At 61.4% G+C, this 15,229-nt stretch carries 14 protein-coding genes and 1 pseudogene; 6 read left to right on the top strand and 9 right to left on the bottom strand.

Features of this window, described 5'->3' with window-relative positions; translation table 11 throughout:
• A partial coding sequence (locus tag BM315_RS14670; protein WP_141123951.1) for a transposase occupies nucleotides 1–253 on the bottom strand: 253 nt, incomplete at its 3' end.
• A gap of 81 nt (nucleotides 254–334) precedes the next feature.
• On the opposite strand from BM315_RS14670, the gene BM315_RS14665 reads away from it, so the two are divergent.
• The 5 genes and pseudogenes from BM315_RS14665 to BM315_RS14645 all read left to right on the top strand — a co-directional run bounded on the left by BM315_RS14665 (nucleotide 335) and on the right by BM315_RS14645 (nucleotide 5,570).
• Complete coding sequence (locus tag BM315_RS14665) at nucleotides 335–718, top strand: hypothetical protein (RefSeq protein WP_212632961.1); 384 nt, start codon at nucleotides 335–337, stop codon at nucleotides 716–718.
• Between the two features lie 168 nt (nucleotides 719–886).
• On the top strand, nucleotides 887–1,936 hold the full coding sequence (locus tag BM315_RS14660) for an adenosine deaminase family protein (protein ID WP_244527306.1): 1,050 nt from the start codon (nucleotides 887–889) through the stop codon (nucleotides 1,934–1,936).
• Entirely contained in the window at nucleotides 1,933–2,493 is a 561-nt protein-coding gene (locus BM315_RS14655) for a non-canonical purine NTP pyrophosphatase (RefSeq protein ID WP_090502239.1), read from the top strand. The genes BM315_RS14660 and BM315_RS14655 overlap by 4 nt, the downstream gene beginning before the upstream one ends.
• Nucleotides 2,490–3,291, top strand: a pseudogene (locus tag BM315_RS14650) (SIR2 family protein). The gene BM315_RS14655 and the pseudogene BM315_RS14650 overlap by 4 nt, the downstream one beginning before the upstream one ends.
• A 290-nt stretch (nucleotides 3,292–3,581) precedes the next feature.
• Nucleotides 3,582–5,570, top strand: coding sequence for a DEAD/DEAH box helicase (locus BM315_RS14645; protein ID WP_090502237.1), 1,989 nt, complete (start codon nucleotides 3,582–3,584; stop codon nucleotides 5,568–5,570).
• 19 nt (nucleotides 5,571–5,589) lie between these two features.
• Here BM315_RS14645 and BM315_RS14640 read toward each other — a convergent pair whose 3' ends face one another.
• From BM315_RS14640 to BM315_RS14610, 7 genes are all read right to left on the bottom strand, one after another.
• The gene (locus BM315_RS14640; RefSeq protein WP_090502235.1) at nucleotides 5,590–6,075 is read right to left on the bottom strand and encodes an adenosine-specific kinase; all 486 of its coding nucleotides are present in this window, start codon (nucleotides 6,073–6,075) and stop codon (nucleotides 5,590–5,592) included.
• 264 nt (nucleotides 6,076–6,339) lie between these two features.
• Nucleotides 6,340–7,326, bottom strand: a complete 987-nt coding sequence (locus BM315_RS14635) for a D-2-hydroxyacid dehydrogenase family protein (RefSeq protein ID WP_090502233.1) — start codon at nucleotides 7,324–7,326, stop codon at nucleotides 6,340–6,342.
• A gap of 51 nt (nucleotides 7,327–7,377) precedes the next feature.
• Nucleotides 7,378–8,889: a tripartite tricarboxylate transporter permease gene (locus tag BM315_RS14630; RefSeq protein WP_090502231.1), complete on the bottom strand. Its 1,512-nt coding sequence runs from the start codon at nucleotides 8,887–8,889 to the stop codon at nucleotides 7,378–7,380.
• Nucleotides 8,890–8,892: 3 nt separating this feature from the next.
• A complete protein-coding gene (locus BM315_RS14625) occupies nucleotides 8,893–9,348 on the bottom strand; it encodes a tripartite tricarboxylate transporter TctB family protein (RefSeq protein ID WP_090502230.1) in 456 nt (151 codons plus the stop codon).
• Nucleotides 9,349–9,401: 53 nt separating this feature from the next.
• Nucleotides 9,402–10,385: a Bug family tripartite tricarboxylate transporter substrate binding protein gene (locus tag BM315_RS14620; RefSeq protein WP_090502228.1), complete on the bottom strand. Its 984-nt coding sequence runs from the start codon at nucleotides 10,383–10,385 to the stop codon at nucleotides 9,402–9,404.
• A 129-nt stretch (nucleotides 10,386–10,514) separates the two neighbouring features.
• Nucleotides 10,515–11,840: an OprD family outer membrane porin gene (locus BM315_RS14615; protein ID WP_090502226.1), complete on the bottom strand. Its 1,326-nt coding sequence runs from the start codon at nucleotides 11,838–11,840 to the stop codon at nucleotides 10,515–10,517.
• A 96-nt stretch (nucleotides 11,841–11,936) separates the two neighbouring features.
• On the bottom strand, nucleotides 11,937–13,004 hold the full coding sequence (locus BM315_RS14610) for a 4-oxalomesaconate tautomerase (RefSeq protein WP_090502224.1): 1,068 nt from the start codon (nucleotides 13,002–13,004) through the stop codon (nucleotides 11,937–11,939).
• A 222-nt stretch (nucleotides 13,005–13,226) separates the two neighbouring features.
• On the opposite strand from BM315_RS14610, the gene BM315_RS14605 reads away from it, so the two are divergent.
• Entirely contained in the window at nucleotides 13,227–14,159 is a 933-nt protein-coding gene (locus BM315_RS14605; RefSeq protein WP_090502222.1) for a LysR family transcriptional regulator, read from the top strand.
• A gap of 112 nt (nucleotides 14,160–14,271) precedes the next feature.
• Here the strand turns inward: BM315_RS14605 and BM315_RS14600 are convergent, their stop codons facing one another.
• The gene (locus tag BM315_RS14600; RefSeq protein WP_090502220.1) at nucleotides 14,272–15,201 is read right to left on the bottom strand and encodes a histone deacetylase family protein; all 930 of its coding nucleotides are present in this window, start codon (nucleotides 15,199–15,201) and stop codon (nucleotides 14,272–14,274) included.
• Between the last annotated feature and the right edge of the window lie 28 nt (nucleotides 15,202–15,229).

Genomic DNA, 15,229 nt, shown 5'->3' with positions numbered 1-15,229 from the left:
TCGATTTTTCCCGTTCAAGGCGGGTAATCCGGGCTTCCAACTCCTGGATTTTCTGCTGTTCCGGTGTCAGCGCTTTGCTCTGCGGGGTAACGCCTTGGCACTCCTGCTGCACCTGGCTGACCCAGCGGCGTAGTGCTGACTCACCAATGCCGAGTGAACGGCTGGCTTCGATGTAGCTGTAATCTTGCTTGAGCACGAGATCGGCAGCCTCGCGTTTGAATTCAGCAGAAAAGGAACGGCGTTGTTTGGTCATCTGACACCTCGATCTGGCGAGCATTCTCGCCTAAATGGGTGTCCGGAATCAGTAGACCACTACACAGAGGAGTTCAACACCGTGCGAGACAGCGCTTACGAAAAGCTTAGTCGCGAAGATCAAGAAAAATTTGATCGGCTAAGAAGAGAGAACGGTGGATCGCTTATGTTCTTGTCGATGTTCAATAACTTGGTCCTGTCTCCAGTGTTAAACACGGGCACCTTGCTCGACCTCCCAAAGAGTCTGGATGAATTTAAGACCGGGGTACTCGCACAAATTACTCCTCACATCGAATGGCATTGCGACACGTTCCGAGGATTGCTAGAGATCATATTGAAATACCTGGCGGACGTAGAAGCAGAGTTCGACGCGATATTTGGAGGATCCATCTTTGAGCTAAGAGATCCTATCAGCGGGGTCATTGCTGATGGCCCCCCGTTGGAGGACGGTATTTATCATCGCTGACTCGCTGTATAGATGGCGTGCATGGCCGATTGTGCTCGCCTCAGTGTTGCGGCGGCACGCGGGTGGCCATTGACTCCTATGGCTGTTTCTGGCCAAGGCAGCATCTAGTGCGTAACCGCCCAACCCTATACCCACGCATTACGCTCGACGAGCAAATAAGGAAAGTGATTGAACCAGAGCCAATCTTATTTACCTGGGATGCAGGGCGATGTCAGCAGGGGCAACGAGGTACAACAAGGCAAGGCGAAGATGGCCGGTGTGCGCGACCGAGGAGAGCTCCACGTGCACCTCAACGGAGCGATTCCGGCACCAATAATTCGAGAGATACTGGCCGACGAATCAACGGAACTGCCGCCCGGGTTTCTGATTGAGCGCGACCTGCTTCGAAACACACCCTGCCATTCCTTGGCGTCGTACTTAACTCCGTGGCAGGCACTGAGGCTATTTCCCAAGAAGCGCGAGAACCTGGATCGCATTTCCAATGCAGTCTTCGCTAGCCTCGTGGAGAACGGAGTACGCTTTGTCGAACTACGAAGCAGCGTCTTGTACCTCGCCCATCTGCAGAATTGCTCGCCCACCCAAGCGCTAGAACATCTGATCGAATCAACCAGGAACGCCGCGCATCGTCACGGCATTCGTCGCGGTCTGATTCTTACAGTGACGCGCGGCGACTACGGTGCGGTTTGTCTTTCCACACTACTACAGGCCTATCAAGACCTCGGAGAGCCGAACGATGTGGTGGGGCTCGATCTTGCGGGTGATGAGGAAATCGCATATCCATCGGAGTTGCCGTCACTTTTCCGAAAGGCAAAAGATCGATTCGGACTCGGGGTCACCATACATGCCGGCGAAACAGGTCGCGTGGAAAACGTTCAGGCTGCTGTGGAGTTATTTGGCGCCGACCGTATTGGCCATGGGACAGCTGCAGGTAAGGATCCTCACCTGCTAGACAAATTGGTAACGCAGGACATCTGCATCGAAGTATGCCCGATTAGCAACAGACTCACCGGCGCAGTACCTTTCGATGAGGCCCATCCACTTCAAGAATTTCGGCGCTTTGGGGTTCCGTTTGTTATCTGCTCAGACAACCCTGCAATCCATCAACGCGGTCTTGCGGATGACCAAACGATCGCGATTGCTGAGGGGCTTACCGCCAGCGACCTGGACCAGCAGTACGAAGCAGCTAAGCGCTACTCATTCATAAGGGATCTAGATTGAAAATTCGATTCATGTCTGGAAATGCGCACAAGGTCGCCGAGGTGCAACGGATCTTGGCACCGGCTGGCGTGGAAATAGTGCCGGTGTCGAGGAAGATTGAGGAGCTGCAGACCGAAGATGTCGATCGCCTAGTACGGGACAAGCTGATTAAGGCATTTGAGGTTATCGGTCGTCCTCTTTTCGTAGAGCACACAGGCTTGTACTTGAGAGGTCTCAACGACTTACCTGCAGGATTGACTCAGATCTTCTGGGACAAGTTGGAGGCGGATCGCTTCGTCAACCTAGTTGCGGGGCTCGGAGATGCGACTGTGATGGCGAAGACGGTACTCGGCTATTGTGATGGGCGTGAGATTCACCTGTTCGAAGGCTCCATTGAGGGAACAGTGCCACCCGCGCCGGCAGGCCCAAGGGGCTTCCAATGGGACTGCGTCTTCGTTCCGAATGGACACCCCCAAACCTTCGCTGAAATGGGTGAGGCCAAGGACGAAATTTCTATGCGACGTAAAGCCCTTGACCAGTTCGCGGCATACCTCAATTCCGTGGGAGGCGTGAAATGAACGCTGAATTACTTCATGCGCACCGCACCAACAAGCTGATGCTTTTTGTAGGCGCCGGAGTGTCTGCCAATCTCAACCTGCCAACCTGGAGCCAGCTGACAGCGCACATCGCAACGGAACTGGGTTATGACCCTAAGATTTTCTCTACATATGGCACCGCGCTAGCGCTTGCGGAGTTCTATAAAAAGAAAAAGGGAAGTCTGGGTCCGCTGCGTAGCTGGATGGACCGTGAATGGCACAAGCCCGGCACAGACATCACTCAGTCCGAGATTCATCGGCTGATCACCCTTGGAAAATTCTCGCGGATCTACACAACCAACTATGACCGGTGGCTGGAAATCGCCCATGACAAATTCGGCGTCCCCTACGATAAAGTCGCAAGCGTAGCCGACCTAGTCTCCGTCACAGACGGCCGTCGCCAGATTGTGAAGTTCCATGGGGACTTCGATGACGACGCATCAATCGTCCTGGATGAGACCAGCTATTTCCAGAGGTTAAATTATGACTCGCCATTGGACATCAAGCTCAGCAACGATGTCCTGGGGAACTCAGTCCTCTTCATCGGATACAGCCTATCCGACATCAATATCCGACTCCTTTTCTATCGACTGACAGAGATGTGGGGCCGCTCCGCCATCTCGGCTGCAAGACCCAAGTCCTACGTGTTCACGAACCGACCAAACCCGGTTGCACAGGAGGTTTTGGGCCAATGGCCAATGGGGAATCGAGATGATTGTTTCGGAGGAGGACGACCCGAAGAAAGCGCTCACCGATTTCCTTAAGGAACTGGTGAGCTAAGTAAAGCTGGTCGCGATTAGGTGGCTATTTCCTTTAAGGATTGAATCGACCCAGAATGTGTAGGCGGTGCTGGGTGGCCGCTTCTGGCCGGTTACCGCCGGTTACCGCCGGTTGGCCCCGCTCCCATCCGACTCTCGGCGACCTTGCACAAAGCCACGGATAAGATCCACCGCTCCGGCCCGCAGGCCCACCCCTCGACTATTGGTGCCGTTGCCCAACGCTTGCCAGTCCCCGGCAAAAAACACTTATCATTCAGCCATATACATCATGCTCAGGGTGGGAATCGTCGAATGTCGTCTGCTGTCGAGCGCTACAAGTTGCTCCTCTCCGGTGCCTTGGCGCGTTATTTTCCGCGCACCACGGCCTATCTGCGCGCCGAGCGCGAGGCGGGGTTGGCGCAGCAGAAGCCGCGGGCTCGGGCGAAGCAGGCAGGGGCTGCGGCGGGCAAGAGCGCAGCGGGCAAGAGCAAGGCGGGCGCTGGGAAAAAGCCTGCCAGACCGCGAGCCAAGTCGGGCCAGTCGGCCAGCACGGCGATCTACGGCCCGGCCTTGCTGACGGTCGATGCGGCACAGGTCGAGGCCATGCGCGCGCGGGTCGCCCAGGCGGTGGCGGCGGGGGTGATCAGTGCGCCGTCGGACGAGCAGTGGGCGATGATCCTCGGTCGTCATCCGCTCACGCGGATCTTCGCCGGGGCGGGGTCGGGCAAGTCCACCACTCTGGTGCTGCGGGTGGTGTTCATGCTCTGTCATCTGGGCATCGAGCCGGGGCGGCTGACGGTGATTTCCTTCACCAACGCCTCCTGCGCCGAGTTGCGCGAGCAACTGCTCAGGGTGCTGGGGTTCTGGCAGTACCCCTTCGATGCCGACCAGGCCCGCCAGTGCGTGCGCACCTTCCATTCGGCCATGGGCGTGCTGGCCAGGCAGGCGCTGAACAGCCCGCGCTGGTTCGAGCAGCTGGACGATGCGCCCGGCGCGCCCCGCGAACTGGATAACCCGCTGACCGCCGCGCGCCTGCGTCCGGCTCAGCAGCGCCTGCTCAAGCAGGCCTACCAGCAGTGCTACGCCCAGGAGCCGGTGTTTCGCCAGTTGGTGCACAGCCTGCTGGGGCTGCCGGCGCCGGCGGAAACATCAGCGGGCAAGCGGCCACGGGCGGCCAAGGCGCCGCTGGATGGTTTCAAGCTGGCGGGGGAGTTCACTGCCTTGCCGCTGTACGAGGCCTTCTATGTGCAGGCCGGCTTTATCCAGAGCATCGGCCTCCGTCCCGAGCGGATAGATGCCCAGGCGCTGTCCTGCTCCGCCCGCGAGCGCAGTTTTATCGAGGCCCTGGTGCTGTTCTGCAAGGCTTTCGAGGGCTGCCTGCAGGAGCAGGGCCTGATGACCTTCGACGGCGCCTTCCAGGCCCTCGGCGAACGCCTGGGCGGCGACGCGGCGGGAATCTCGGCCGAGGCGCTGGCGCCGTTCAATCACCTGTTGATCGACGAGTTCCAGGACATCTCGCCGCAGATCGTGCAGTGGCTGCAGGCCGTGCACCGCGCTCTGGCGCGCCAGGGTACGGCGGTCAGCCTGATGGCGATCGGCGACGACTGGCAGTCGATCTATGGCTGGCGCGGCAGCTCCCCGGAGCTGTTCATGGACTTCGACCGGCACTTCCCGGGCAAGGGCAAGGCGAAGAGCAGCGCGCTGCTGATGTTGGCCACCAACTACCGCTGCATCGAGCCGGTGATCCGCGACGGCGAGGCGGTGCTGGCCGGCGTCGCCTGCAAGCAAGCCAAGACCAGCAAGGCGTTCAAGGCCATGCAGCCGGGCGATCACGGGGTCAAGCTGGTGCAGGGCTTCGATAGCAAGGCGCGCATGCCGGAGCTGCTGGCGGCGATCGAGGCCCAGTGCGCCCACGTCGCCAGCCGCCGCATGGCCGACCGCAGCGCGGTGCTGCTGCTGAGCCGGCGCAACGAGCCCTTGCGGGCGATTCAGGCCAAGTTGGACAAGCGGCTGCCGGTCAAGGCCTACAGCATCCACCGCGCCAAGGGCCTGCAGGCCGAGGTGGCGATCATCGTCGACGATTGCGCGCCGGCGCAGCCGCACCCGCTGCGCAATGCGCTCTATGCCTACTCGGGCTTCTTCCGCAACAGCTACGACCAGGCGATGAGCGATGAAGGCCTGCGCCTGGCCTATGTGGCGATCACCCGGGGCGTGAGCCGGGTGCTCTGGTTCACCAACAAGACCCAGGGCGCGACCCGGGTGTTGGCGGCGCGCGCCGGCCGGCACGGGGGCGGGGGCTGAGGGCGATTAGTCTGGCCACTCAGAGCTTGTAGCCGATCTGGCGCAACAGGTTCTTGCGCCAGAGGATGTCGTCGTCGCCTTCGAGGTCACGGGCGCAGTAGCCGTCGACCACGCCGAGCACGGCGCGGCCCTGCGCGGTTTCGGCGAGTACCACTTCGGTCGGATTGGCGGTGGCGCAGAAAATCCGGCAGACCTCGGCCACCAGCTTGATGCTGTTCAACACGCTGAGCGGGTAGACGCCCGCACCGAGGAAGACGATGAAGCAATGGCCGGCGCCAATCGCCTGGGCATTGCGCTGGGCCAGCTCGATCATCGCGTCATCGGTGCCCGACCAGCGCACCAGGCACTTGCCCGAGGCCTCGCAGAAGGCCAGGCCGAACTTGATCCCCGGCACGGCCGCGACCAGCGCTTCGTGGATGTCCTCGACGGACTTGATGAAGTGGGTCTGGCCGAAGATGAAGTTGATCTCCTCCGGCTTGTCGATGTTCACCGTGAGCAGTTGCATGGCAGCTATCTCCTGGGTCGAGGGGGGGGCGACAGCCTGGCTGATCCCTGGCTGGGAAACGCTTTCGGCACTGGGATAAGCATAGTCATGGACGCTGGGATTCTGTCGGCGGTCTGTTTATGGCGACCTGCGATTCATTGCCTCTGGTCTGCGCAGCATGGTGATCAAATTCAGATCATCAAGGTGAATTACCCGGGCAGCCGCTGGGCTTAAGCGAATCGCCACCCGGCCCACATTGTGGTGTCCGGCTCGCCTGGGTTCCGCTCAGTCAGACAGCGCTGCATCGCCCTGACGCACCTCGGGATTGACCAGGGTGCAACTGTCCCCATTGAAATACGCCAGCAGGTTGGCGAAGGCATCGCCGAAATACAGCTCATAGCTGTGCCGCTCGACATAGCCGAGATGCGGGGTGCAGAGAATTCTGGGGTGGTTCAGCAACGGGTGCGCCTGATCCAGCAGCGGCTCGTCCTCGAATACATCGAGGGCGGCAAAGCCTGGCCGTCCTTGGCTCATGGCCGTCAGCAGGGCCTCGGGGGCAATCAGCTCGGCGCGGCTGGTATTGACCAGCAAGGCACTGGGTTTCATCCACAGCAGATCTTCCAGGGTTACCGCGTGGCGCGTGCTGTCGAGTAGGCGCAGATGCAGGCTGAGCACATCGGCTTCGCTGAAGAACGCCTGACGCGACTCGGCCGCACGATGGCCATCACGCTGCGCCGCCTGGCGTGAAACCGCGCTGCCCCACACCAGTACCGGCATCTCGAAAGCCTGGGCATAGCGCGCCAGCCGCTGGCCGATCTTGCCGTAGCCCCAGATGCCCAGCGTCTGGCCGCATAAGCGCTCGCCAAGATTGACCTGCCAGTGCCCGGCGTAGAGCCCATCTATCGCCGTACGCAGTTGCCGGCGGGCATTGAGAATCAGGGTCCAGGTCAGTTCGGCGGCGGCAATCGGCGAGCCCCGACCTTCCACCACCGCTACGCCATGACGGCTACAGGCATCCAGATCCAAGTGGGGACCGACCCTGCCGGTCTGGCTGATCAACTTGAGCCTGGGCAACTGCGCCAGCAGGGTCTCGTCGATCACGCTGCGCTCGCGGGTCAGCACCAGCGCGTCGGCATCGGCGAAGCGTTGCGCCAGTACTCTGGGGTCTTTCTGCGCATCGTGATACAGGCTGACCTCATGCCCGCTCAACTGCGCGAAGCAGTCGAGCGAGCGGACGGCATGCTGGTAGTCATCGGGAATCACGATATTCAAGTGCAGATCTCCTGGAGCGCACAACGCCCTCCACGCCGCTTCGATGATCGATCAGTCAGTGACTGCAAGGGGTGCTGGTTTGCGCCCGCGCCAGGCGCGCAATATCGGCAAGGCCACCATCACGGCAACCAGCGCCCATACAGCGACTGTAATTGGGCTGCCCCACAGGATACCCAGCTCGCCATTGGACAGCGAAAGCGCTCGACGCAGGTTGTCTTCCATCATGCCGCCGAGAATGAAGCCCAGCAGCACTGCAGATAGCGAGTAGTCCAGCTTGCGCAGGATGTAACCGCACACTCCGATGCCGATCATCAGGAACAGATCGAAGGTGGTCGAATGCACCGCATACACGCCAATCGAGGTGATGATGGCAATTGCTGGTACCAGCGCCCAGGTCGGCACTGCGAGGATGCGGGTGAAGATGCGCACCATCGGCACGTTCATCACCAGCAGCATGATGTTGGCGACGAACAACGAGGCGATCAGGCCCCAGACCACTTCGGGCTGGTTCTGAAACAGCATTGGTCCCGGCGTGATGTTGTACAGCGTCAGCGCGCCGAGCATCACCGCGGTGGTGCCGGAGCCGGGTACGCCGAGGGTCAGCATCGGCACCATGGAGCCACAGGCCGCGCCGCTGTTGGCGGTCTCCGGGGCGGCCAGGCCGCGCAGGTCACCCTTGCCGAACTGGTTGTCCTTGCTCGCCATGCGCTTCTCGGACATGTAAGCCACTGCGCTGGCCAGGGTCGCCCCGGCGCCAGGCAGCACGCCCAGGACGAAACCGACCACACCACTGCGCAGGTTGGTGGCCAGTACGAAGGCCCCTTCCTTGAAGTTGAACAGCATGCGTCCGGTGGCTTTGGCCGCCTTGTGGCCATGGTGGGTTCTTTCCAGCAGCACCAGGATTTCGCTGATGCTGAACAACCCGAGCACCAGGACGATGAACTGAATGCCGTCGGCCAACCCCAGGCTGCCGAAGGTGAAGCGATACACGCCGCTGTTGGCATCGATGCCGACACAGGACAGGGCCAGGCCGATGAACGCAGCCATGGCGGTTTTCAGCGGTTTGTTGTCGGCCATGCCGGCCAGGCAGGTAATCGCGAACACCATCAACACGAAATACTCCGCCGGCCCAAAGGCCACGGCCCATTTAGCCAGCAGGGGCGCGAACAGCACCACGCCGATAGTCGCGATGGTGCCGCCGATAAACGAGCTCCAGGCCGACAGCGACAGGGCGATACCGGCCTTGCCCTGTTGGGCCAGAGGGTAGCCATCGAGGGTGGTCATCACCGCCGAGGCTTCGCCGGGAATATTCAGCAGGATCGAGGAAATTCGTCCGCCATATTCGCAGCCCAGATAGACCGCCGCGAGCAGAATCAAGGCGGTTTCCGGCGGCAGGCCGAGGGCGAAGGCAATCGGGATCAATAGGGCGACGCCGTTGACCGGCCCTAAACCAGGCAGCAGGCCGACGATGGTACCAATCAGGGTGCCGCAAAAAGCCGTAATCAGGTTGTAGGGTGTCAGGGCCACGCCGAAGCCGAGGCCCAGATAATGAATAGTGTCCATAGGTCAGCTCCCCAGTTTCGCGAGCATGCCGAGTGGCAGAGGCACATCGAGGCCATAGTCGAACAGCAGATAGAGCCCAACGGCGATCACTATGCCGCCGACAGCGCTCTGTACGCGGGTTGCGTCATACAGATAAGCCATGGCGACCGCGAACAGTGCGCTGCTGAGGATGAAACCGAGCACATCGAACAAAGCCGCGTAGGCCACCATCGCCGCGATACAGAGCGCGATCTTGCGGATTACCTGACGATTCAGCGGCGGCTCTTCCCTGGGCTCGGTCTGTTTGGCTGGCTTTAACACTTGGTAAAGCGCACCCAGTACCAGCAGTGATAACAACAGCAAGGGATAGGCACGTGGCCCCACGGGCTCGTAAGCGAAGGGGGACTGATAGCCCCAGGCCAACGCTATCAAAGCCACATAAATCAGCAGGTTAACGCCTGCAAAAATACGATCGTGCATCATTCTGCTCCTGGCTGGGCTGCCCACATGGGTAACCCACACCGTCGATGGATTTACTCGGCGACCAGGCCAAACTCTTCGCCCAGCTTGCGATAATCCTCAACCTGCTTTTTCACCAGGTCGTTCAACGCTTGGCCAGTGACATTCAGCGGGAGCACATCGCGATCTTGCAGGTACTGCTGGAACTCTTGCGAACTTTGCAATTTGGCAAACGCAGCTTTCCACCAGTCGAGGTCTTCCTGCTTGACCTCAGGGCCCATGTAATAGCCACGGATCAGCGGCCATTGAATGTCATAGCCTTGTTCTTTGGCGGTGGGGACGTCTGCCAGTTCGCCCGGCAGGCGTTCCTCGCTGTAGACCACCAGCGCGCGGATCTTGTTGCCGCGTTGCGCGCGGATTTCACTGGCACTGCCGGTCACCAGGTCGACGTGCTTGCCCATCAATGCCATGTAATGCTCGGAGCCACCTTCGAAGGCCGCATAGCGCAGTTCGCGGGGATTGACGCCGGCGGCCTTGGCCAGCAGGGCAATCTTGGCCCAGCCCTGGCCTCCGATGCTGCCACCGCCACCGACGGTAATGCTCTTGGGGTCTTTCTTCAGCGCCTGGATCACATCTTCGAGGCTCTTGAACGGCGAATCCTCGCGCACTGCCAGGGTGCCGTAGTCGGTGCCGATGGTGGTCAGCCACTGCACCGCGTTTTCGTCGTAGCGACCGTACTTGCCCAGGGCCAGGTTGAGCAGCGAGGCGCCGGAGAAGGCGATCAGGGTGCCGGACTCGTCACGGCGATTGGCCGCGATGGCGTTATAGGCCACCGCACCGATGCCGCCGGGCATGTAGGTGACGCGCATCGGCGAGTCGAGCAGGTGGTGATCCTTGAGGCCGGCCTGGGCCAGCTTGCAGGTCATGTCGAAACCACCGCCGGGCTTGCTCGGGGCGATGCACTCGGGACGCGACGGCTCGCCTGCTTGAGCGTAAACGCTGCCCAGGATCAAGGCGCAGGCGAGGGGCAGGAGTTTGCTGAGGGTGACTGTTTTCATGGTTGCGTTCCTGTTTTTGGATTTGTTTGCAGGAGTTGGGCGCCGTGTTACCAGCACGCCACGATTGGGCTGGGAGTCAAGTGACTTTCGTCGGCTCCCAGCCGGGAGCCTGGTTCCAGGCGGTCTCGATCAAAAGAAGCGATAGGTGTAGTCGACGTAGAAGCGGTGGTCGGTTTCGTCTTCCTTCACGCCATCCAGGCGGCCGGTCTTGGCCGAGTGGTAGTCGAGATAGATGTAACGAACCGCCAGACCCTTGATCACGGGGACCTGATAGGTCAGGTCGAAGGCGAGTTCGTTCTCGTCCGCTTCGCCGAGGGCGGCGTTGGCGCTGTTCTTGGCATCGCTGCCGTCCTTGTAGCTGACGACGGTCTTCAGGCCTTTCACATGGTCTTGCCAGTCGTAGCCGGCGGAGAGCATCCAGACTTTTTCGTCGTTGTTGCTGAAGTCGGCCAGCACCCCGCCGGTGGGGAAGGGGTTGGTACCGTGATCGCCGGCGAAGTTGTCCTCGATCCAGGCGCCGTCGAACTTCGTCACTGCTGCGCCCAGCTCCACGTTGCCCAGCTTCCAGTTGGCGGCAAGATAAATGCCTTGGCCATCGTTGTCGCTGTCGGTCACGCCGTTGATCGCTCCCGGCAGATCCTCGTCGTCCAGTTCGGCGCTTTCGGAGCCGGTGACGAAGAGCTTGCCGTCATCGCTGGAGGTGTGGATGCCGCCGGTCAGCTTGAGGCTGGACTGGTTGCCCAGCGTAAAGTTGTACGAGGCGACCAGGCCGGTCTTCTTCAGGAAGTCCTGGGCCCGCAGGTGTTCCAGGTTGAGGCTGAAGGGGCCGGCCACATAGCTGGCGCCCAGGCTGTCGATGTAATCGATGGCGCCATCGGCGGAGTTGTCGGTCTTGAATTCCTCGAAGGAACTGTCCGAGCGCGACGACCATTCGTTATAGCGCGCCCCGTACAGGCTTAGGCCTTTGAGCGGCATGAGCTGGAGACTGCCGCCCGAGAAGGTGTTCGGCACGGCGCGGCTACCCGAGCTGGAAAGCAGCATGGACTTGTGCAACTGGCGGCCAAGCTTGGCGCTGGCCAGATCTTGGTACTTGAGCTTGACGAAGGCCTGGGCGACCTGCCCGAAGGAGTCGTGCAGCTCGCCGTTGTTGTCGACCGAAAGCACGTCGGAGGTATTCTTGCCGCTGTTATCCAGCTTGTTGACGCTGTAACCGGAGATACCGACGCCGATCACGTCGGCGAAATAGGGCGACTCGTAGTTGAGCTGCAAGCCCAGCGCCGACTGCGTGCGGTCGTTGCTGTCGGTTTCGAAATCGCGATCGAAGTGAACACCACGCGTCTTCAACTCCAGGGAGTGACCGCTGGTGTCCAGGGCCATGGCGCTGAGCGGCAGGATCAGGCTGGCGGTAAACGCCGCAGTCTGTCCGAAGCTGATCTTATTCTTATTGGAACGCATCGATACTCTCCGTTGCAGGTAATGACCCCGCCAAAGCCGGGTCGAGTCTGTGGTAACCAGGTCAGGCGTCAGCAGCCGCCTTTGAATGGCTCGCGTTTACCGACGTGAGCTGGGTACGTACACGTCGCCGGTGAACAGGCGGCGCGCGGTGCGGATCAGCGAGGCACGCATAGCTTCTGGCGAGTCACCTGCGGCCGGCTCCAGCGATACCTCGATTTGCCCACCGGCGTGCTCGAGCTTGACCAGAGTGGGGCCGTTGACCGGTGCCAGGTCGTGGGCCACGCTTCCCGGCAGCGCACAGGCACTGGCCAGGCCGATGGCCCCCGTGGCGGCCAGGGAGCGGTGGCAGTTGTGCGGCATGAAGTAGCGGGTGTTGAGCGCGCCGCCGTTACGCGGCGAGGACAACAGCACCGGCTTGGGAATGACCATCTGCGACACATCGCCAAGCCCCATAGCTCGTCCGGCCTGCAAGCGAATGCTCTCCAGACGCGCCAGCAACTCGCTGTCGGCATCCAGTTCGGCGGGGCTTTCGTAGCCGGTCTTGCCCAGCGCGGCGGCATGCATCAGCACCATCGGCATGGCCATGTCGATGCAGGTGACCTCAACGCCATCGAAGCGATCGCGTACCTGGCCGGTGGGCAGCAAGCGGCCGGTCTTGGCGCCGGCGGCATCGAGGAAGGTGAGCTTGATCGGCGCCGCGGTGCCGGGTACGCCATCGATGCTGGTATCGCCTTCATAGCGCACGCGGCCGTTGGGGGTCAGCACTTCGGAGTCGATCAGGGTATTGGTGTTGACGTTGCGAATGCGCACCCGGGTGACCGGTGTAGCGGCGTTGACCAGGCCATGCTCGATGGCGAAAGGCCCAATGGCACAGAGCATATTGCCGCAGTTGGGGGCCGTATCGACCCGGCGCTGTGCCACCATCACTTGCACGAACAGGTAATCGACATCGGCGTCCGGATGACTGGAAGCGCTGACAATCGCCACCTTGCTGGTCTGCGGGCTGCCACCGCCGATACCATCGATTTCCAACTCATGCCCCGAGCCCATCAGCTTGAGCAGCAACTCGTCGCGCAGAGCAGGATTGCTGGGCAGGTGGTTGGCCAGGAAAACCGGGCCTCGGGACGTGCCGCCGCGCATAAGGACACAAGGTATCGCCTGCATGATGTCTCCGGTGCAATAAATAGGTTTATTGTTGCGTGGAATAATTATTGGGCGATTCTGTTTGATTTGTACATTGCATATATTTGCTCTATTAATAGATTTCACGCATTAATGCAGGCCGCACAACCCCATTCACAGGGTCGCAACAGGCGCGTCGCGGGATTGGTCGACTGCATTCGATTTGTGAATCGTAAAAATCACGCCGATTAATAGGTGTCACGCATGAATTACGAACTGCAGGACCTCCGGGCCTTCGTAAAAATTGCCGAATTCGGTAATTTTCACGAAGCCGCCAACGCGATCCACCTGTCACAGCCGGCATTGACCCGGCGCATGCAGAAGCTCGAGGAGGGGCTGGGCACCCAGTTGCTTGACAGAACCACGCGTCGCGTCAGCCTGACCGCGGTGGGCCGCGACTTCTTGCCCAAGGCCAGGCGCTTGCTGGACGATTTCGAGCGGTCAATCCTCTGCATTCGCGAACTGGCCGAGCGCCAGTCAGGCCAGGTGACCCTGGCCTGCATTCCCACGGCGGCGTTCTACTTCCTGCCGACTGTGATCCGCGAATTCAACCTGCAGTATCCGAAGATCCGCATCCGCATCCTCGACCTGAGTGCCCATGAAGGGCTGGAGGCGGTGCTACGTGGTGAGGCCGATTTCGGCATCAACATGCTCAGCGGTCAGAGCGCGGAGATCGACTTCACCCCATTGGTTGAGGAACCTTTCGTGCTCGCTTGCCGCCGTGACCATCCTCTGGCCGCACAGCCTCAGGTGGCCTGGCGCGAACTCAGCGATTACCGCCTGATCGGCGTCGGTCGCTTGAGTGGCAACCGGGTACTGCTCGACCACGGCCTGGCCCATCTGGATTGGCGGCCCAGTTGGTTCTACGAGGTGCAGCACCTATCCACTTCGCTGGGCATGGTCGAGGCCGGGCTGGGAGTGGCGGCATTGCCCAGCCTGGCGATGCCGGCGGACGATCATCCAATTCTGATCCAGCGCCCCCTGGTTGACCCGGTCATCAGCCGCACCCTGGGGTTGGTGCGTCGGCATGGCTCGTCGCTGTCGCCTGCGGCCGAGCAGTTCGTCGATACCTTGCTGCGGCAATGGCCTGGCTACACCTCGCTAGGTTCCAGCGGCAAACTGGCGAATCTTTCTTAGGTCATCCCTACGGGGCCGGTCCGTGCCAGGTGCAATGGATTTCGGCTTGCCCTGAGTGAGTCCGGGCTGTGGTCACGTCGGGATCTAAATCTTGGGCTTCGCGGAACTCGGCCTACGAGGCTCCAGCTAACCCACGGCTGACCCAGACCTTGCTGGCGCTGTGATGGAGGATCCCGTGGCGGCGGGCCAGGGCGTGGCGGTCTTGGTCGTAGCCGCCGCCGATCAGGCCGACCACCGGGATGTCGCGGCCCAGGCAGTGCTCGAGTACCGCCCGGTCGCGGGCGGCGATGCCGGCGTCGGTCAGTTGCAGGTAGCCGAGGGCGTCGTCCCGGTGTACGTCGACCCCGGCGTCGTACAGCACGATGTCCGGCTGGTACAACGGCAGCAGGTAATTCAGCGCGTCGTCCACCACCTTCAGGTAAGCGCTATCGCCCATGCCCATCGGCAGGGGGATGTCCCAGTCGCTGGCGGCCTTGCGCGCGGGGAAGTTCTTTTCGCAGTGCAGGGAGACGGTGATCGCTTCCGGGATATCGGCCAGCAGGCGGGCGCTACCGTCGCCCTGGTGCACGTCGCAGTCGAAGATCAGCACCCGTTGCGCCTTGCCGGCTTCGAGCAGGTAGCGGGCGATCACCGCCAGGTCGTTGAAGATGCAGAAACCGGACGGGTGATCGTAATGGGCATGATGGGTGCCGCCGGCCAGGTGACAGGCCAGGCCATGCTGCAAGGCCTGCTCGGCAGCCAACAGCGAGCCGCCCACCGCGCGCAGGGTGCGCCGGGCCAGGGCCGCGCTCCAGGGCAGGCCGAGGCGGCGCTGGTCGTCGTGGGGCAGTTCGCCGCTCATGTAGCGCTCGATATAGGCCGGGCAGTGGGCCAGGGCCAGCACCTCCGGCGGGCACAGCGCGGGGCGCAGCAACTCGGCGTCGCTGGTCAGACCGCTGGCCACCAGGTGACCGCGCAGCAGGCGGAATTTTTCCATGGGGAAACGATGGCCGGCCGGGAAGGGCGGGCTGTAGTCGTCGTGATAGACCAGCGGCAGGCGCATACAATGGCACTCTTCAATGCAGCGCCTG

The organism is Pseudomonas borbori (genome assembly GCF_900115555.1).
GTDB classification, from domain to species: domain Bacteria; phylum Pseudomonadota; class Gammaproteobacteria; order Pseudomonadales; family Pseudomonadaceae; genus Aquipseudomonas; species Aquipseudomonas borbori.
Note: the sequence above shows the minus strand (reverse complement) of the source record. Positions and strands in the feature narration are given on the sequence as shown.

Excerpts from the sequence above, each read along its gene's own strand:
- BM315_RS14645 (WP_090502237.1), top strand. The coding sequence starts at position 3,582 with ATGTCGTCTGCTGTCGAGCGCTACAAGTTGCTCCTCTCCGGTGCCTTG.
- BM315_RS14640 (WP_090502235.1), bottom strand. The coding sequence starts at position 6,075 with ATGCAACTGCTCACGGTGAACATCGACAAGCCGGAGGAGATCAACTTC.
- BM315_RS14630 (WP_090502231.1), bottom strand. The coding sequence starts at position 8,889 with ATGGACACTATTCATTATCTGGGCCTCGGCTTCGGCGTGGCCCTGACA.
- BM315_RS14625 (WP_090502230.1), bottom strand. The coding sequence starts at position 9,348 with ATGCACGATCGTATTTTTGCAGGCGTTAACCTGCTGATTTATGTGGCT.
- BM315_RS14620 (WP_090502228.1), bottom strand. The coding sequence starts at position 10,385 with ATGAAAACAGTCACCCTCAGCAAACTCCTGCCCCTCGCCTGCGCCTTG.
- BM315_RS14615 (WP_090502226.1), bottom strand. The coding sequence starts at position 11,840 with ATGCGTTCCAATAAGAATAAGATCAGCTTCGGACAGACTGCGGCGTTT.
- BM315_RS14610 (WP_090502224.1), bottom strand. The coding sequence starts at position 13,004 with ATGCAGGCGATACCTTGTGTCCTTATGCGCGGCGGCACGTCCCGAGGC.
- BM315_RS14605 (WP_090502222.1), top strand. The coding sequence starts at position 13,227 with ATGAATTACGAACTGCAGGACCTCCGGGCCTTCGTAAAAATTGCCGAA.
- BM315_RS14600 (WP_090502220.1), bottom strand. The coding sequence starts at position 15,201 with ATGCGCCTGCCGCTGGTCTATCACGACGACTACAGCCCGCCCTTCCCG.